Source organism: Mesorhizobium shangrilense (assembly GCF_028826155.1).
Taxonomy (GTDB): domain Bacteria; phylum Pseudomonadota; class Alphaproteobacteria; order Rhizobiales; family Rhizobiaceae; genus Arvimicrobium; species Arvimicrobium flavum.
The window spans coordinates 3,087,939-3,105,004 of record NZ_JAQGPN010000001.1; the positions used below are offsets into that span (position 1 = coordinate 3,087,939).

Genomic DNA, 17,066 nt, shown 5'->3' on the forward strand with positions numbered 1-17,066 from the left:
CTGCAATGACGAAATGGTCGCCGAACTCGTGGAGAAGCAAGCCGATCCAGCAGGTGCCCGCTTATCCGGACGCTGCCGCGCTCGTCGCGACTGAAAGCCAGCTCGCTACCTTTCCGCCCCTCGTCTTTGCGGGCGAAGCCAGGAAGCTGAAGAAGCAGCTTGCAGCGGTCGCCAATGGCGAGTCCTTCCTTCTCCAGGGTGGTGATTGCGCCGAGAGTTTCGCCGAGCACGGCGCCGATAACATCCGCGACTTTTTCCGTGTCTTCCTGCAGATGTCCGTCGTGCTCACCTTCGCCGGATCGCAGCCGGTGGTGAAGGTCGGCCGCATTGCCGGACAGTTCGCCAAGCCGCGCTCGTCCGACAACGAGACCAAGGGCGATGTGACGCTGCCCAGCTACCGCGGCGACATCATCAACGGCATCGATTTCGACGAGAAGTCGCGCGTGCCGGACCCCTCGCGCCAGGAAATGGCCTATCGCCAGTCGGCGGCAACGCTGAACCTGCTTCGGGCGTTTGCCCAGGGCGGCTACGCCAGCCTCGAGAACGTGCACAAGTGGATGCTCGGCTTCGTGTCTGACAGCCCGCAGGGCGAGCGGTATGAGGCGCTTGCCAACCGCATCACCGAAACGATGAATTTCATGCGTGCGATCGGCATCACCTCCGAAACCAATTTCGCGCTGCGCGAAACGGATTTCTACACGAGCCACGAGGCGCTACTGCTGGGATACGAAGAGGCGCTGACGCGCGTGGATTCCACCTCGGGCGACTGGTACGCGACCTCCGGCCACATGATCTGGATCGGCGACCGGACCCGCCAGCCGGACCATGCCCATGTGGAGTATTGCCGAGGTATCAAGAACCCGCTCGGGCTGAAGTGCGGACCTTCGCTTACGCCGGACGGCTTGCTGAACCTGATCGATCTGCTCAATCCGGAAAACGAGCCCGGCCGTTTGACGCTCATCGCGCGCTTCGGCTACGACAAGGTCGAGGACCATCTGTCGAAGCTGGTGAAAGCCGTCGAGAGGGAGGGCCGCAAGGTCGTCTGGTCGTGCGACCCCATGCACGGCAACACCATCACGGCGGCCGGCTACAAGACGCGTCCATTCGAGCGAGTCCTCAAGGAAGTGCAGTCGTTCTTCGACGTGCACCGCGCCGAGGGGACGCATCCGGGCGGCATCCATGTCGAGATGACCGGAAAGAACGTCACCGAATGCACGGGCGGCGCGCGCGCGATCACTGCCGAGGAACTGCAGGACCGCTACCACACGCACTGCGATCCGCGCCTCAATGCAGACCAGGCGATCGAACTTGCCTTCCTCGTCTCGGACCTTCTGAAAAAGACCCATGTCGCACAACCTCAGAAGCAGGCTGTCAGCGCCTGACAGGCATTGAAACGAAAGGCGCCGGTATGGCGCCTTTTCCTTGCCGCTGCTGCGATAGGCGGGGATCGGCTCGCTATTCCGACCTGTAGAGCATCCAGTTCTTCCCGGGCCGCGTCTCGATCAACGAGGCGTATGCGGTGATGCGGTTGCGGCCGTTCACCTTGGACCGGTACAGTGCTCGATCCGCCTTGGCATAGAGGTCTTCGGCGCTGTCGGCCTCTGACGCCATGCAGATGCCCACGGACACGGTTATCGATCCCAACGGCGCACCGGTCTGCGGGTTGGAGAAGGGCGTCTGCGCAATGGCGTTGCGGAGGCGTTCGGAAATGCCCATCACCCCTTCCTCGCCAACGCCATCCAGGATGAGCGCGAACTCCTCGCCGCCGGTGCGGGCGATGAAAGTCTGCCCACGAATGCTGGCCTGGAGAATATTCGCGATCGCCTGAATGATCTTGTCGCCGATCGGATGGCCAAAGCGGTCGTTGATCTCCTTGAACCTGTCGATATCGACAAGGATCAATGAGCTGAACATGATCACCTTCGGGTCGCTGTAGACATAGGCGAGCTGGCGGTCGAAAGCACGGCGGTTTGCGACCTGTGTCAGCGCATCGGTGTCTGCGAGCTTCTTGTATTCCTCCAGCTTCGACTTGACGTTCTCAAGCTCGACTGTCTTCTCGCCGAGGGTAGCGGCAAGCTGCCGGCCATGGTCGATCGTGGTTTCCGTCGCCACCGCCATGACCGAAGCTATCTTGGCGAGGATGTCCTTGTTGACGACGCGGGGATCGGCCAAGCCGTTCGACGTCTCGTTCAGGATCTCGCCATATCGCTCCAGACTGGTGCGCTCAGTCCTAAGCAGTCTGGCGACGTCCTCAAGCTCATGCGCGATGATCTCGCGTGCCTGTTCGACGATGCGATGGCCGTGGTTCTGTCCGAAATGCTTACGGCCGAGTTCGTCCAGCTCACTTTGAGTCGGCCGCTTGCTGAGTGACACCAGGTCAAGCGCCAATTGCTGGTTGGCTCCCGTTAGTGCTTCGTAGAAGATCTCGTAGTTGCGGGGCAACGCAACGACGCCCATCTGGCGCATTGTCGCAACGACTGTCGAGGCGATGTCGGTTGTGCGTTCGCTCTGGACGCTGGCAGCCTGCATATGTCGATCCACCCACCCCCTGCGGCGTCCATCTCTCGCTTTCGGTGTCTGACGACCTTTCAGGTCGGCGGCTGATCGAATCGCGAGGATGGAAATCGAAGCTTGAACGCCAGCGGCTGTTTACTTTAGAGACCTCTAATTCTTTATTAAAATCAACGGATTTGGACGAGGTCACAGTATATCGTCACTGTTCGAATGGTCGTCCTACTTGTCCCGCCCTCGCGAGCCCGCTCATCGCGAGTCGTTGAGCGCCCCTGCCAGCCTCGTTGTGCTGCGTCTTGTCAGGCTCGGCTTTTTGTTCAATGACGAGCCCGTTTCTCGAGGCGATGCGATGAATCGACTGTTAAAAGCCTTCCAGAATTCCCTACGGGCCTTCCGCCGCCTGGCCGCGACCGAGGCGGCGTTTCAGCAGGAGCTGATGCTGCTCGCCGCAGCGCTGCCGATCGGCTGGTTCGTGGCCACCAGTTGGCGTGGCTATGCGCTGCTGATCGGAGCGATTCTGTTCCTGATCATCGTCGAGGTGCTGAACACGGGCATCGAGGCGGCTTGCGATGCGGTGAGCCGTGAGTTCAACATCGACATCCAGCTTGCAAAGGACTGCGGATCGCTGGCCGTGCTGATCTCCATCGTGCTCGTCGTCGGCGTATGGGCGGTCGCGGTCGTTGAACGGGTGACGGGTCTGCTCCTCTGAAGCGAACCGGACCGGCGCCGAACACGTTCACCGCCGCCTCTTGACCGTGACCAACTGCTCGATCCGCTCGAGCTGTGCGGCCATCTCGGACAGTCTGCCGCCGAGTTCTTGCACCTCGCGATGGCGCAGCTCGTCGAGCTTCTCGTGCAGGGCCATGATCTCGATCTCGGCCTTGAGATTGACCTCATAGTCATGGGCGGCATCCAGCCGGTCGCGCGCTGCCTGGCGGTTCTGCGACATCATGATCACCGGCGCCTGGATCGCCGCCAGCATGGACAGCACGAGGTTGAGGAAGACGAACGGATAGGGATCGAAGGTGTCTCTTCCGAACATCCAGACATTGATCAGGATCCAGACGAGGAGGAAAAGCAGAAAGCCGATGATGAACGTCCAAGAGCCGCCGATCCGGGCGATGGCGTCGGCCACCCGGTCGCCGGTCGACGAACCGTCATCGTAGCTCTTGTTCTTGTCGCGGGTGATCGCGTGGCGCTCCAGCGCGCTGCGAAGCACGCGGTCCTCGGTCGGGGTCAATGTCTGCGGCTGCCGGCGCAACCAGTGATGGGCGAGTTCGGCGAATGTGTGGTTCATGCGCGTCTCCCGGTATCAGTGCAGCGCTGGCCGCTGCCGCAGGCCATGCTAGACTGCTCCGAGGCTAAAGGTGAGGGGCAATGCTCGCATTCTCGAAAATCCGCGCACGCGCCGCAGACCGCAAGGGCGGCGAGGCCGTGCTCGCAACCCTGCTCGGAAAGGGGCCGGACAATGCCGCCGTGGCGAGGCTTGACGACGACCGGATCCTCTCGCTCATGGCCGAGCGCGTGTTTTCCGCCGGCTTCGTGTGGAGCGTCATCGAGCAGAAATGGCCGGGCTTCGAGGAGGCGTTCCTCGGTTTCGAGCCAAAGCGCCTGATTTTCCAGCCGGACGACTTCTGGCACGACCTCGCGTCCGACAAGCGCATCGTCCGGAACCCACAGAAGATAAGGTCAGTGAGGGAGAACGCCGCTTTCGTGGAACGCGTCTCGAAGGAGCATGGCGGCTTCGGGCAATTTCTCGCCAAATGGCCGGCGGACGATCAGGTCGGCCTGATGGACTATCTCGGCAAGAACGGCAGTCGGCTCGGTGGCAATACCGGCCAATATTTCCTGCGCTGGGTGGGCTGGGACGCCTTCATCATTTCGGCCGACATGTCAGCCGCGCTGCGCGACGCCGGGCTCGACATCGCCGAAAGCCCGACATCGAAAAAGGATCTGGTGAAGATCCAGCAGCAGATCAATGCATGGGCGGAGGAAACCAAGCTGCCGCGCATGCACATCTCCCGGGTGCTTTCCATGTCGATCGGAGTGAACCATTCGGCGGAAGAGCTTCGACAATACATGGGAGAGTAGTGGAGCAATCGGCCGCCATTGCCGGTAGCGGCGATGCGGTCTAAATCCTTTGCATGATGGCACATCACGCTCCCGACATTCTCCGCATCGCGATCGCGCAAATGAACCCGACGGTGGGCGACGTCGCCGGCAATCTCGCCAAGGCGCGCGAGGCGCGGGCGGATGCCGCTAGGCAAGGGGCCGACCTCGTTCTCTTCACCGAACTCTTCATCGCCGGCTATCCGCCTGAGGATCTCGTCCTCAAGCCGGCCTTCCTCGCGGCCTGCGAGAAGGCGGCGGCGGATATCGCCAGGGATACCGCTGATGGCGGGCCGGGCGTCATCATCGGCACGCCATTGAAGCGCAAGAGCGGCGTCCACAACTCGATCATTGTCGCCGACGGAGGCAGGATCATCGGCGAGCGCTTCAAGGTCGATTTGCCGAACTATGGCGAGTTCGACGAGAAGCGCGTGTTCCAGGCCGGTCCGGACATGCCCGGGCCCGTGAATTTCAGGGGCGTTCGGCTCGGGATTCCCATCTGCGAGGATATCTGGGGCGAGCACGGGGTGTGCGAGACGCTTGCTGAAAGCGGCGCCGAAATGCTGCTCGTGCCGAACGGATCGCCTTACTACCGCGGCAAGATGGACGTGCGCCAGCAAGTGGTGATCCGCCAGGTCATCGAATCGGGCTTGCCTATGCTGTGGGCGAACCAGTTGGGCGGCCAGGACGAACTGATCTTCGACGGCGCCTCTTTCGCCATCAACGCGGACAAATCGCTCGCCTTCCAGATGAGCCAGTTCGAGGATGCCGTCGCCGTCACCACCTGGAAACGCGACGATGAAAATGAATGGCGCTGTGTCGACGGCCCGATGTCGAAGCTGCCGGATCATGAGGAAGCGGACTACCGGGCCTGCATGCTGGGCCTGCGGGACTACGTCAACAAGAACGGCTTCAAGAATGTGGTGATTGGCCTATCGGGCGGCATCGATTCGGCGATCTGCGCCGCCCTTGCTGTCGATGCGCTCGGTGAAGAACGCCTTCGCGCCGTGATGATGCCTTACAAGTACACGTCCGGCGAGTCGCTGAAGGACGCCGAGGACTGCGCCCGCGCGCTCGGCTGCCGCTACGACATCGTGCCGATCCAGGAGCCTGTGGAAGGTTTTGCACACACGCTGACCCAGCTCTTCGAGGGCACGAAGGAAGGTATCACCGAGGAAAATCTGCAGAGCAGGGCGCGCGGGACGATCCTGATGGCGATCTCCAACAAGTTCGGCTCGATGGTGGTCACCACCGGCAACAAGAGCGAGATGTCAGTGGGCTACGCCACGCTCTATGGCGACATGAACGGCGGCTTCAACCCGATCAAGGACCTCTACAAGATGCAGGTCTATGCGCTGTCGCGCTGGCGCAACGATCACGTGCCGCCGGGCGCGCTGGGTCCCTCGGGGGAGGTGATCCCAAGAAATATCATCGACAAGGCGCCTTCGGCCGAGTTGCGGCCCAACCAGACAGATCAGGATTCGCTGCCGCCATATCCGGTACTGGACGACATACTCGAATGCCTTGTCGAGAACGAGATGGGGGTCGACGACATCGTGGCGCGCGGCCACGACCGCGACACCGTTCATAGGATCGAGCACCTTCTCTACGTCGCCGAATACAAGCGCCGCCAGGCCGCTCCGGGCGTGAAGATCACCCGCAAGAATTTTGGCCGAGACCGCCGCTATCCCATCACCAACAAGTTCCGAGACCGCGGGTAGGAGCGAATCCGTGCCCGATACCGATTGCGACTTCGAGATCACCTTCGACCAGCAGCGTCTCGATTTCCGCACGGTGTCGGATTGGCTGATGGCAAGCTACTGGGGCGGCAAGCGGACTGATGCTCTGCACCGGAGTGCCTTCGCCAATTCGATCTGCGCAATCGCCCTGGCCGAGGGGAGGCTGGTGGGGTTTGGCCGCGCCGCGGGCGACAGAGCGCTGTTCGCCCGCATCTCCGATGTCATCGTTGCGCCCAACCATCGCGGCAAGGGCATCGGCAAGGCGCTCGTGCAGGCGCTGCTGGCGCATCCGGAGCTTGCCACGGTGAGCACATGGACCCTGAACACCGCCGATGCGCATCGGCTCTACGCGCAATTCGGCTTCCGGCGCGTCCATGACGGCAACGAGATGCGGCTGGATCGCTGAACTCGCCGGATCGCCTGTTCAATGCACACGCTTTGCGCATCCGTGGAGCGATGCCGATGAGCCGTTCATCGCAATCGGCGATAGTGGCCCAACGTTTGTCGGATGAACGTTTGACGCTGCGGGAGCATTCTTCCAAGGAGGGAAAACCTCTCCGCGAATCGCCCCTCCGATGTCATTCCTGTATTTTTTCAAAGACAATGCCCGCTGGATTGCGGGTTGCTTTCTGCTGACCTTCCTGTCGACCACCGGACAGACGATCTTTATCTCGCTGTCTGCCGGCCACATCCGCTCTGAATATGACCTTTCGAATGGGGCCTGGGGCGTCGTCTACATGATCGGGACGCTGGCGAGCGCAATGACGCTGCCCTATCTGGGCCAGATCGTCGACAGGCTGAGCATACGGCGCGTCGTGCTGCTGATGGCGCCGATGCTGGCGCTCGCCGCTGCGTTGATGGCGCTATCGACGAACGTAGTGCTGCTCGTCATCACCATCTATCTGCTGCGCCTGTTCGGGCAGGGCATGTTTCCGCACGCCGCCTACACGGCGACCGCGCGTTGGTTTTCTGCCCAGCGCGGCAAGGCGCTCTCGCTCGTCATCCTCGGCCACAATGCCGGAGACGCCCTGTTCACCAACATATTCGTCATGCTGGCCTTGTGGATAGGCTGGCGAAACGGCTGGCTGGTGGCGGCCGGGCTCGTGCTGATTGTCGCTTTGCCGGTGGTTTCGGTCCTGGTCGCGGTCGACCGCACCCCGCGGTCGAGCGACCCCGTGCCGCGGCTCGTCGACGCGCGCGACTGGACGCGCGCCGAGGTGCTTCGCGATCCAATGTTCTACCTGGCCATGACCGGCATCATGGCTCCCGGCTTCATCGTCACCGTGGCGATATTCCATCAGGTGCACCTGGTGGAGTTGCGCGGCTGGTCGCTGGAGATCTTCGCGTCCGCCTTCATCGTCTGGGCAGCAACCAACAGCGTCTTCACCATCGTTTCCGGACAACTCATCGACCGATTTTCAGGGTTGGCCCTGCTGCCCTTCGTGCTGCTTCCGCTGGGCGCGGGATGCATCGTGCTCGGCACGGTCACCGAACCGTGGACCCCGTTCGCATTCATGGCGCTCGTCGGCATGTCGAACGGCATGTGCGTCACCCTGTTCGGCGCGGTGTGGCCGGAATTCTACGGCATCAGGCACCTGGGTTCGATTCGGGCACTGGTCGTCTCGGCCGGCGTGTTCGCGTCGGCGGCGGGACCTGGGCTGACCGGCTTCATGATCGATGCAGGGATCTCGTTCCCTGGCATCCTGGTCGTCATGGGCGTCTATTGCTTCGCAATCTCGCTGGTGATGCTGCACGTGGCCCGACGCGTCAGGGCCCGGAACTAGGCCGTCAACGCCGCAATTGCCGGGTGACCGCGACAGCCAAACATGAACGATGGGCGGCCGCGCGGGCGGTCGCCTGCAGCCTTGCCAAGCGGGGCCGCATCGTTTACGCCCGCCCGCATGAGCGTCACCGTCCGTTTCGCACCGTCGCCGACTGGAAAAATCCATATCGGCAACGCGCGCACCGCCCTTTTCAACTGGCTCTTTGCGCAGAAGAACAACGGCCGCTTCATCCAGCGCTTCGACGACACCGATCTTGTGCGCTCGAAGCAGGAGTATGCGGATTCCATCCTCTATGACCTGCACTGGCTGGGCATCTTCCCAGACGCGACCGACTACCAGTCGCGTCGCTTCGACCGCTACAACGAGGCGGTGGAGAAGCTGAAGGCCGCGGGGCTGCTCTATCCCTGTTACGAGACGACGGAAGAGCTGGACCTCAAGCGCAAGATACGGTTGTCACGCAAGCTGCCGCCCGTCTACGGACGCGAGGCGCTGAAGCTGACAGACGAAGAAAAGGCGCATCTCGAGGACGAGGGAAGGCGACCTCACTGGCGTTTCCTGTTGCCGAATTTCGCCGACGACCCCGCAGAAACGCAGCGCACCGACGTGACTTGGAACGACGTCATCCGCGGTGAAGAGACCGTAGACCTCGCGTCGCTGTCGGACCCCGTGCTGGTGCGCGAGGACGGGACTTACCTGTACACGCTGCCGTCGGTGGTCGACGATATCGAGTATGGCGTCACGCACGTCATACGCGGCGACGACCACGTGACCAACACGGGCGTCCAGATTGCCCTGTTCAGGGCGCTGGGTGCCGAACCTCCGGCTTTCGGACACCACAACCTGCTGACGTCGACCACGGGCGAGGGGCTTTCCAAGCGAAGCGGCGCACTGTCTATCTCCGGGCTGCGTGAGGATGGCATCGAGGCGATGGCGGTTGCCTCGCTCGCGGTGCTGGTGGGAACCTCCGAGAACATCGCCGCGATGGAGAGCCTGGACGAGCTTGCCGCGCATTTCGACCTCGCCAGCACCTCGAAATCGGCGTCGAAGTTCGACCCCGCCGAACTTGTGACGCTCAACAGAACGCTTCTGCACAAGATGCCCTACGACGAGGCACGGGAGCGGCTGAGTGCGCTGACGATCTCCGGCGAGCTCGCGGAGCCCTTCTGGAACGCGGTGCGGGGCAATCTGGACCGCCTTCGCGATGCGTCGACATGGTGGTCGATCATACGCAGAGGCCCCGCCGAGCCGGTGGATCTCAACCCCGAGGACCTCGCTTTCGTGCGCGAAGCGTTTGCGCTGCTGCCGGAAGAGCCGTGGGACGGCTCGACCTGGAAGGCGTGGACGGATCGCGTGAAGAAGCAGACGGGACGCAAGGGCAGAGCGCTGTTCATGCCGCTGAGGCTGGCGCTTACGGGCCTGGCTTCCGGTCCGGAACTGGCGGATCTTCTGCCGTTGATTGGTCGGGAAGGAACGCTGGCCCGACAACCCTGACCCTGCGCTCGTCGGCGGGCAGTCGTTTGGCCGCCTTCGGCTTCAGCAGTTCCCTTAACTGGCCTGCGCTGAGCCCGCCGTCGGCATTGGCGAGCGTTTCCGGATCCGCACCCGCATCGGGACGGGTCCACGGTCGCGGGATGCGCCGCTCGGTCCGATCTTCGGCGGCCGAGCCCTGGCCCGCGATGATGGTGTAGTTCTTTTCCGTCGCCATCTGTCCGCAGCCGCATGCAGCCGGTGGCCCGACGTCGTTGCGCTTGTAGAGGTAGGCTGTTGCGAGTTCGGAGTAGGGTTCCTCGCTGGCGGTCGACATCATGGTCTCCACACCCTGAACTTCGGCGCGCTGGTAGTAGGTCCGCATCTCGGTTCCGGGGCAGATCGATTCGCAGTTCTGCTGATCGCGGGCAAAATCGTTGCGGGAGGAGGACGGCGACATCGGGAAGTAATAGCCGTCGCAAGTTCGCACGCAGATCGTGCGATAGGCAGGATAGGCGTCCTCCGGCACGGCCAGCACCGCGCCCCCATAGTCGTCGTCATCGTCCGCGTACAGATCGTCTTCGAAGCTCCCAGACCTGAGACGGTCGAACAGATTGCCGTCGACATCGCGGCCGAGTTCGGCAGCGCGTGCGGCGCGCCTGTCCGTGCCGCAGCCATTGTCTTCCAGGGCCGCGAGCAGTTCGCGATGCTCTCGCCCGCCGTCCCCGCCACGCGCCAACGCCTGACGCTTCCTCTGAAGATCGGCGAGGTTAAACTCCATCTGCTCGATCTTGAGGTTGATCGCCTGGCACTGGCTGGCGCCGAGGCCGAGCGCGAAACCGCATCCAGCCCCCCGCGCGCGCTGCCTGGCGGCCGCGATTTCCTCCCGTTGCTGGCCCACGGCTTCATCGTATCGTCGGTAGAGCTCCGAGCCGCCGCCTTCCGCAGGCAGGGACGCGAGCTTCGCCTGCAATTGGCGGCACAGACGTGAATCCGCCTCGGCGGGCTCGCCCAGGGCAAGGATCAGCAGGCCAACGCCCGCCAGAAATATTCGATTGTGTCGCGCCACCATCGCCCGTCGTCCGGCATGGCTCCCTGTCGGTCATGCCCGCTTCAAGACTAGCCGGGTCGGCGCAATCTGTCGATTTCGCGTCCAACGCAGCCTTCATGCATCACGTGGTCTTGACGCCTTGCAGCTTCTGGCTGGCCTCTACCACTGCGAGGGCAGTCATGTTCACGACGCCACGCGAGGTCACCGACGGTGTCAGGATATGCGCCGGCTTGTCGGTGCCGAGAAGGATCGGCCCCACATGCAGGGCATCGGTCATCTGCTTCACTGCATTCAACGTGATGTTTGCCGAATCGAGATTCGGGAAGACGAGAAGGTTCGCCTCTCCGGTGATTTTCGAATGCGGGTAGACGCGGTTGCGCAGCACCTCAGACAGGGCCGCATCGGCATGCATTTCGCCGTCGCACTCGAGATCGGGAACGATTCGATGTATTATTTCAACCGCTTCCCGCATCTTCCTCCCGCTGTCTGAGCGGCGTGAGCCGAAATTGGAGAGTGAGAGGAGGGCCGCCTTCGGCTCGATGCCGAAGCGGCGGATCTCCTCGGCCGCAAGCAGCGTCATCTCGACGATTTCCGCCGCGGTGGGATCGAGGCTCACATAGGTGTCCGTGAAGAACAGCACGCCGCGTTGCGAGATCAGCATCGAGAGCGCCGACAGATCCCGGTCCGTCACGTCCGCACGCGGCCCGATGATCAGGCTGACGTTGCGCAGATGCCTTTCGAAGCGCCCTTCGAGACCGCAGATCATCGCATCGGCATCTCCGCGCTTGAGGGCAATCGCCGCGATCACGGTGTTATCCGTGCGCACCATCGTGCGGGCCGCTTCTTGTGTGACGCCCCGGCGGCCGGCGCGCTGGATCAGCAGTTCCACATACTCGCGGTAGCGCGGATCGTCCTCCGGATTGATGAGTTCGAAGTCGATCCCGGGTCGGATCTTGAGACCGTAGCGTTGCAACCGTACATCCACCACATGCGGTCGTCCGATCAGGATCGGCCGGGCGATCGCCTCCTCGATGCAGACCTGGGCGGCGCGCAAGACGCGCTCGTCCTCGCCATCAGCGTAAATCACGCGCTTCGCACTTGCGGACTTCGCCGCGGAGAAGACCGGCTTCATCACCAGTCCAGATTTGAAGACGAAACGATTCAGCCGGTCGACATAGCCGGGCCAGTCTTCGATCGGTCGCGTCGCCACGCCTGTCTCGCAGGCGGCCTTGGCAACGGCCGGCGCAATGCGAAGGATGAGCCGCGGGTCGAAGGGAGAGGGAATAAGGAAATCCGGACCGAAGGTCGGCGTCTCGCCGGAATAGGCGCGCGCCGCGACGTCGGATGGCTCTTCGCGAGCGAGCCCGGCAATGGCCCGCACCGCCGCCATCTTCATGGCTTCGTTGATGGCGCTGGCGCCGCAGTCCAACGCACCGCGAAAGATGTAAGGGAAACAGAGGACGTTGTTGACCTGATTGGGGTAATCCGAACGGCCGGTGCAGATCATGGCGTCCGGACGCGCGGCGCGCGCCACTTCCGGCATGATCTCGGGCGTCGGATTGGCCAGCGCGAGGATCAGCGGCCTGTCAGCCATTTCCTTGAGCAGTTCGGGTTTCAGCACCCCTGCGGCGGACACGCCCAGAAAGACGTCGGCGCCGCCGATCACATCGGCCAGCGTGCGTGCGTTCGTGTCCTTGACGTAGGGGTCCTTCCAGCGGTCCATTTCCTCGGTGCGGCCCTTGTAGGCGACACCATGCCGGTCGGTTACCCAGATGTTGTCGACCTTGGCCCCGAGTGAAACCAGCAGGTTGAGGCAGGCGATGGCGGCGGCGCCAGCGCCGGACGTCACGATCCTGGCGGTCTCGATCTTCTTGCCGGCCAGCTCCAGCGCGTTGAGCACGGCCGCGGCCACGATGATCGCCGTGCCGTGCTGGTCGTCATGGAAGACCGGGATTTTCATGCGCGCCTTGAGGCGCTCCTCGACCGCGAAGCACTCCGGCGCCTTGATGTCCTCCAGGTTGATGCCGCCAAAGGTCGGCTCCAGAGCCGCAATGGTCGACACCATGGTCTCCACCTCCGGCGCGTCGATCTCGATGTCGAACACGTCGATGCCGGCAAATTTCTTGAAGAGGACAGCCTTGCCCTCCATCACCGGCTTGGAGGCGAGGGGGCCTATGTCGCCGAGGCCGAGCACGGCGGTGCCGTTCGAGATGACGGCAACGAGATTTGCCCGGCCGGTGTAGTCCGCGGCCGCCGCGGGATTGGCATGGATCTCGATACAGGGCGCGGCCACCCCCGGGGAATAGGCGAGCGCAAGGTCTCGCTGATTGCCAAGCGGCTTCGTCGCCTGGATTTCGAGCTTTCCGGGCGTAGGATGGCGATGGAAGAACAATGCCGCTTCGTCGAGATCTGAGCGGGGAGATTTGCTCGCCTCTTTGTCCATCCGCCTGGTGACTCCTAGTATGAGCTATGCGCGGGCTCTTAGCATACCCGCGCCTAAACGATGTGGGAAAACAGCGCCGGGCGCAGCCGAGCGTCAGAAGGCGCTGATGTAGGAGCCGCCGTCCACCGGAATGTTCTGGCCGGTGATGTAGCCGGCGTGCACGGAGCATAGGAACGCGCAAATCTGGCCGAACTCTTCGGGCGTGCCCAGCCGTTTGGCAGGGATGTCGGCCGTGAGCCTTGCAATCCGCTGCGCGTCGGTCTCTTCGGCGCCCATCACGCCCTTCAGGCGGTCAGTGTCGAGCTTTCCCGGCAGCATGTTGTTGATGGTCACGTTCCGATGCGCGACGGTGCGCGCTACACCGGCCAGAAGCGAGGTCAGTCCCGCCCGGGCACCTGACGAGAGGTCGAGACCTGCAATCGGCACATAGACGGACAGCGACGTGATGTTCACGATACGGCCAAATCCGCGCTCCGCCATGCCCGGCAGCAACGCCTGGACGAGTTCGACGGGCGTAACCAGGTTCTGGGTAAGACCCGCGAGTATTTTCTCCCGGTCGAGTTCGCCAAAGTCGCGTCGCGGCGGGCCGCCATTGTTGTTGACGAGTATGTCGGCTTGTGGTGCCGCCTCGATGAGGGCCTTCTGAATGGCGGGGTCCGATACGTCCCCCGGCACCTCGATGACCTTGACGCCGTATCGGTTGCGAATGTCGCTGGCGGTGGTCGCAAGAATGTCGGCGCGGCGGCCGTTGACGACGAGGTCGCAGCCGGCTTCGGCGAGCGCCGTTGCGCAGCCACGCCCGAGCCCCTTGCTGGACGCGCACACGATTGCGGTCTTGCCGCGTATTCCGAGGTCCACGATGCTCTCTCCATGTGACTTACGGGCCCTACAATAGCGCCACCGTCCGGTGCGTCACCCGCGTTATTTTGTCCAAAGCGCGAATACCCCTTTGGGCGCGGTCGCGCCACCCGGCTCTCGTCGGATGTGATGGAACCATGTCCGCCCGCGGTTGGTTATCGTCCCACCTTTCAAACAGGGAACTCGGCCATGTCGAATCTCAATAGAGCCCAGCCAGACCAGATCGAACGCATGAAGCTGGATGCATGCACCACATTCGGTCCCCTCGTCGTGAGAGAGGCATTGCACCACCTTTGCCGGACGCATGGAGTGGAATGCCTGGACAAGTTCGAGAAAATGGTGGTCGAGCGGATCGAGGCGTACGATGCGGACATTGCGGACCTCGATGACGTCAAGGAGTTTGCGATCGAGCAGCTCTATGCTGCGATCAAGGAGGCGCGCGAGTTCCCGGATCGGAAAGAATCGGTCGAGAAGGTGAGAGAACGGCGCACTCAGGGTCGGTCCGAGAACTGCGACACGTTGGAGGAACAACTGCAAGCGGGCCTAGAGGACAGTTTCCCGGCGAGTGATCCCCCGGCCGTCGTCTCTACCGCCATTTCCCGTGGCACAACCAAGCATGAGGACGATGGTGAGCAACTGAGCCGGAAGCGCGAGGCTCAGACAACTCCGCCAAACGGGCGGGCTGCGTAATCCCGGGATGGGATGGCGAACCCGTTCCCCTCGCAGCGGGACTTACCGCCTAGCGCCGGAAGCGGCCTCGCGTTTGAGCAATTGCCGAGCGCGAGGTCCGGCCACAGACACCTTCCATTGGGACTTCTTCTGAAAACCCTGATGCGCTACGAACGTGTAGCCTGTGCGGTTCCAAGGTTTCACGCTCCCGGCGAGGCTATCGAGGACGACATCCCCGGACTCCATCCGGGCGACTAACACCACGTGGTTGTTGCCCCGCTTGTCGAGCACGACGGATAGCGCGAGGTTGCCGTGATCGAAGCCGGCCTCGACCAGGCGCTTGTATTTCAGGAGCGCGTAGTCCTCGCAATCTCCGGTGCCGTCGGTCGGCAGCGACCAACTCTCCGAAAGCCCCGTGCCGCTGAGATCGTCGACCGGGCGGACGGACGAGTTGACCCTGGCGTTGACCTGTTTCAGGAGAGTCAGCTGCGAACTGTCGGCTCCCCGGGTTGGTCCCGCGTTGGAGCATAACCACCCATAATGGGCGCAGGCATCGATGAAGCCGGCAGGGGCTCCTACCGACCGACTGGAGGGAAGATAGTTGTCCGCGACGCTCGCGGCGGACGATGCCAGAAGGAATATGGCTGCGGGAACAAGCAGTTGTGGCTTCATTTGGACCGACCTCCTCCGCGCGTTGAGTTCCCCGCCGCGCGTCAATACCACCCGCTACTTGAGAAGAATGGACGTCTCCCGTGTCGTGGCGGGCGAAGACAAGCAGCGCTTGTTCTCCTTACACATTGGCGCGCCCGCGCTCCCGCTTCTTAAGAAAGCATGGAGCATCGCGGTTAAGGCTTCATTAGGGCCCCGGATGGGCATGCAGCCGCCTGAGGAAGCCACCAATCAAGGACGCGAAGGCGACAAGATTGAGGCGCCCGTGGATAGGAAACCAACGGCAAATTCGCTTCAACAATAATGAAGACGCCGTGCGTTGCGCGTATCAGTTTTCAGTGGGTATTCTTGGTCCATTCAAGATCTCCGGACCATGTTCCCGGTGTTCAATCACCGGAAGATCTTGACATGGGCTTCAGGTTGTAAAAGGTTGTAGCTGCAGGTGTATGAGTCTAGAGGGAATTCTACTCAGGGCGGACCGTGAGCGGCTAGGGGCGAGAACTCGTTCGGCAGTGGGGTTGGTTGTCCGATGCGGCGCGACAGGGGTACGCCGCATGGTCGACGTTGGAACTGGGTATCAAATACTGCTGGCCGCAGGGGAACGCACAATGGCTGAGGGCTCTCAGTCCGTGCGAGGGGGATCTTGGGCGACCATCTGGAGGTCAGTGTCTTGATGCCGGTACGAAACGCCGAGCGTTTCGTAGGGCAGGCCATCGACAGCGTCCTCCGACAAATCACCGTCGGACTCGAACTGCTCATCATCAACGATGGGTCCGAGGACGGCACGGGAGATATCATCGACGGTTACGCCGGCCGCGATGACAGGATCCGTGTCGTTTCCGATGAGCGCATCGGTCTCGTGAACGCCCTAGAGGCCGGTCGAGCCGTCGCACGCGCTCCGCTCCTGGCGCGCATGGATGCAGACGACGTAGCCGTGCCGGATCGCCTCGCCAAGCAGATTGACTTCCTACGGCGTCATCCTGGCATCGTCGCAGTCGGTGGGCAGGTCGAGAAGATCGACCGCACCGGCCAGATCATCGGGCACGGCGCCTATCCGTTGGATGAGCGCGCTTGTCTCGGCCACTTGGAAAGAGGGGCGCCGTTCTGCCATCCCGCCGTGACGATGCGCGCGGGCGCAGTGGCGCGCTGCGGCGGCTACCGGCACCGATTTGCAGCTGCCGAGGACTATGACCTCTGGCTGCGTCTGTCGAAGCTTGGCGGCTTCACAAACCTGCCGGATGTCGTCCTCCACTATCGTATCCACGAGCAGAGCCTGTCCATGGCAAATGCCGGTTCCAACGCCGTGGCCGCGGCGCTGGCCCTTACGGAACACCTCCATGCAGGTTCACTCGTCCAGTTGGAGCGCCATGCATCGCACATCGGTCCCGCTGGCTGGCCGACCGAATGGGGCGAGATCGAGCCCCACCTTCCCGGGCACCTCCGCATCTTCGCTCGCACCGCGTTCCTGCGTGCGCTCTCGCTGAACGGCGCGATTGTCGAGCCTCTGGAAACGCTGCGTTTGCTAACATCCGTCGAACTGCTGGTCAGGGATGCTGCGGGTCGGAACAAGGACGACGACCTCCTCTTCCTGTTCTCCCGCGCCGGGTAACAGTTCATGAACAGCCGAAACTTCGGTGCGTTGACGCGGCTTGTCGCAAGTTTGATGCGGCAGCCGCGCTTCCTGATCCGATCACTCGCAATTGGCTAGGCGCCATCCGCATACGGGGTCTTCCGCCCCGAGACCCCGGCGCAAGGACCCCGGTCGC

General features: G+C 62.7%; 15 protein-coding genes. 9 read left to right on the forward strand and 6 right to left on the reverse strand.

All coding sequences use genetic code 11. The features are described from left to right. Nucleotides 1–5: 5 nt before the first annotated feature. On the forward strand, nucleotides 6–1,382 hold the full coding sequence (locus PD284_RS14945; RefSeq protein WP_274628974.1) for a class II 3-deoxy-7-phosphoheptulonate synthase: 1,377 nt from the start codon (nucleotides 6–8) through the stop codon (nucleotides 1,380–1,382). 73 nt (nucleotides 1,383–1,455) lie between these two features. Here the strand turns inward: PD284_RS14945 and PD284_RS14950 are convergent, their stop codons facing one another. Beyond that, a complete protein-coding gene (locus tag PD284_RS14950) occupies nucleotides 1,456–2,529 on the reverse strand; it encodes a GGDEF domain-containing protein (RefSeq protein WP_274628975.1) in 1,074 nt (357 codons plus the stop codon). Between the two features lie 331 nt (nucleotides 2,530–2,860). Here PD284_RS14950 and PD284_RS14955 point away from each other — a divergent pair, with 331 nt between their 5' ends. After that, nucleotides 2,861–3,220 (forward strand): diacylglycerol kinase, encoded by a 360-nt coding sequence (locus tag PD284_RS14955; RefSeq protein WP_274630648.1) that lies wholly within the window; start codon nucleotides 2,861–2,863, stop codon nucleotides 3,218–3,220. A gap of 27 nt (nucleotides 3,221–3,247) precedes the next feature. On the opposite strand, the gene PD284_RS14960 is transcribed toward PD284_RS14955, so the two are convergent. Further along, a complete protein-coding gene (locus PD284_RS14960) occupies nucleotides 3,248–3,808 on the reverse strand; it encodes a DUF1003 domain-containing protein (RefSeq protein WP_274628976.1) in 561 nt (186 codons plus the stop codon). 80 nt (nucleotides 3,809–3,888) lie between these two features. Here PD284_RS14960 and PD284_RS14965 point away from each other — a divergent pair, with 80 nt between their 5' ends. From PD284_RS14965 to gltX, 5 genes are all read left to right on the forward strand, one after another. Beyond that, the gene (locus PD284_RS14965) at nucleotides 3,889–4,602 is read left to right on the forward strand and encodes a DNA-3-methyladenine glycosylase I (protein WP_274628977.1); all 714 of its coding nucleotides are present in this window, start codon (nucleotides 3,889–3,891) and stop codon (nucleotides 4,600–4,602) included. Between the two features lie 53 nt (nucleotides 4,603–4,655). After that, complete coding sequence (locus tag PD284_RS14970) at nucleotides 4,656–6,341, forward strand: NAD+ synthase (protein WP_411956216.1); 1,686 nt, start codon at nucleotides 4,656–4,658, stop codon at nucleotides 6,339–6,341. 10 nt (nucleotides 6,342–6,351) lie between these two features. Beyond that, nucleotides 6,352–6,765 (forward strand): GNAT family N-acetyltransferase, encoded by a 414-nt coding sequence (locus tag PD284_RS14975; RefSeq protein WP_274628978.1) that lies wholly within the window; start codon nucleotides 6,352–6,354, stop codon nucleotides 6,763–6,765. 169 nt (nucleotides 6,766–6,934) lie between these two features. After that, entirely contained in the window at nucleotides 6,935–8,143 is a 1,209-nt protein-coding gene (locus PD284_RS14980) for an MFS transporter (protein ID WP_274628979.1), read from the forward strand. A 117-nt stretch (nucleotides 8,144–8,260) separates the two neighbouring features. Continuing rightward, nucleotides 8,261–9,634: a glutamate--tRNA ligase gene (gene gltX, locus PD284_RS14985; protein ID WP_274628980.1), complete on the forward strand. Its 1,374-nt coding sequence runs from the start codon at nucleotides 8,261–8,263 to the stop codon at nucleotides 9,632–9,634. Here gltX and PD284_RS14990 read toward each other — a convergent pair. From PD284_RS14990 to PD284_RS15000, 3 genes are all read right to left on the reverse strand, one after another. Continuing rightward, nucleotides 9,552–10,682 carry a DUF2865 domain-containing protein gene (locus tag PD284_RS14990; RefSeq protein ID WP_274628981.1) on the reverse strand — a complete coding sequence of 377 codons (1,131 nt, stop codon included), beginning with the start codon at nucleotides 10,680–10,682 and terminating at the stop codon, nucleotides 9,552–9,554. The two genes, gltX and PD284_RS14990, sit on opposite strands and share 83 nt — an antisense overlap. 100 nt (nucleotides 10,683–10,782) lie before the next feature. Continuing rightward, entirely contained in the window at nucleotides 10,783–13,104 is a 2,322-nt protein-coding gene (locus PD284_RS14995) for an NADP-dependent malic enzyme (protein ID WP_274628982.1), read from the reverse strand. Between the two features lie 93 nt (nucleotides 13,105–13,197). Then, nucleotides 13,198–13,962, reverse strand: a complete 765-nt coding sequence (locus tag PD284_RS15000; RefSeq protein ID WP_274628983.1) for an SDR family oxidoreductase — start codon at nucleotides 13,960–13,962, stop codon at nucleotides 13,198–13,200. A gap of 189 nt (nucleotides 13,963–14,151) precedes the next feature. On the opposite strand from PD284_RS15000, the gene PD284_RS15005 reads away from it, so the two are divergent. Beyond that, a complete protein-coding gene (locus PD284_RS15005) occupies nucleotides 14,152–14,652 on the forward strand; it encodes a hypothetical protein (RefSeq protein WP_274628984.1) in 501 nt (166 codons plus the stop codon). Between the two features lie 42 nt (nucleotides 14,653–14,694). Here PD284_RS15005 and PD284_RS15010 read toward each other — a convergent pair whose 3' ends face one another. After that, complete coding sequence (locus PD284_RS15010; RefSeq protein ID WP_274628985.1) at nucleotides 14,695–15,303, reverse strand: transglutaminase-like cysteine peptidase; 609 nt, start codon at nucleotides 15,301–15,303, stop codon at nucleotides 14,695–14,697. Between the two features lie 640 nt (nucleotides 15,304–15,943). Between PD284_RS15010 and PD284_RS15015 the strand changes: the two genes are divergently transcribed. Then, on the forward strand, nucleotides 15,944–16,909 hold the full coding sequence (locus tag PD284_RS15015) for a glycosyltransferase (protein ID WP_274628986.1): 966 nt from the start codon (nucleotides 15,944–15,946) through the stop codon (nucleotides 16,907–16,909). Nucleotides 16,910–17,066 lie beyond the last annotated feature (157 nt).

What these genes read in the sequence shown, in the direction of transcription:
- PD284_RS14945 (WP_274628974.1), top strand. Translation starts at nt 6, where the DNA reads ATGACGAAATGGTCGCCGAACTCGTGGAGAAGCAAGCCGATCCAGCAG.
- PD284_RS14950 (WP_274628975.1), bottom strand. Translation starts at nt 2,529, where the DNA reads ATGCAGGCTGCCAGCGTCCAGAGCGAACGCACAACCGACATCGCCTCG.
- PD284_RS14955 (WP_274630648.1), top strand. Translation starts at nt 2,861, where the DNA reads ATGAATCGACTGTTAAAAGCCTTCCAGAATTCCCTACGGGCCTTCCGC.
- PD284_RS14960 (WP_274628976.1), bottom strand. Translation starts at nt 3,808, where the DNA reads ATGAACCACACATTCGCCGAACTCGCCCATCACTGGTTGCGCCGGCAG.
- PD284_RS14965 (WP_274628977.1), top strand. Translation starts at nt 3,889, where the DNA reads ATGCTCGCATTCTCGAAAATCCGCGCACGCGCCGCAGACCGCAAGGGC.
- PD284_RS14970 (WP_411956216.1), top strand. Translation starts at nt 4,656, where the DNA reads ATGATGGCACATCACGCTCCCGACATTCTCCGCATCGCGATCGCGCAA.
- PD284_RS14980 (WP_274628979.1), top strand. Translation starts at nt 6,935, where the DNA reads ATGTCATTCCTGTATTTTTTCAAAGACAATGCCCGCTGGATTGCGGGT.
- gltX (WP_274628980.1), top strand. Translation starts at nt 8,261, where the DNA reads ATGAGCGTCACCGTCCGTTTCGCACCGTCGCCGACTGGAAAAATCCAT.
- PD284_RS14990 (WP_274628981.1), bottom strand. Translation starts at nt 10,682, where the DNA reads ATGGTGGCGCGACACAATCGAATATTTCTGGCGGGCGTTGGCCTGCTG.
- PD284_RS14995 (WP_274628982.1), bottom strand. Translation starts at nt 13,104, where the DNA reads ATGGACAAAGAGGCGAGCAAATCTCCCCGCTCAGATCTCGACGAAGCG.
- PD284_RS15005 (WP_274628984.1), top strand. Translation starts at nt 14,152, where the DNA reads ATGTCGAATCTCAATAGAGCCCAGCCAGACCAGATCGAACGCATGAAG.
- PD284_RS15010 (WP_274628985.1), bottom strand. Translation starts at nt 15,303, where the DNA reads ATGAAGCCACAACTGCTTGTTCCCGCAGCCATATTCCTTCTGGCATCG.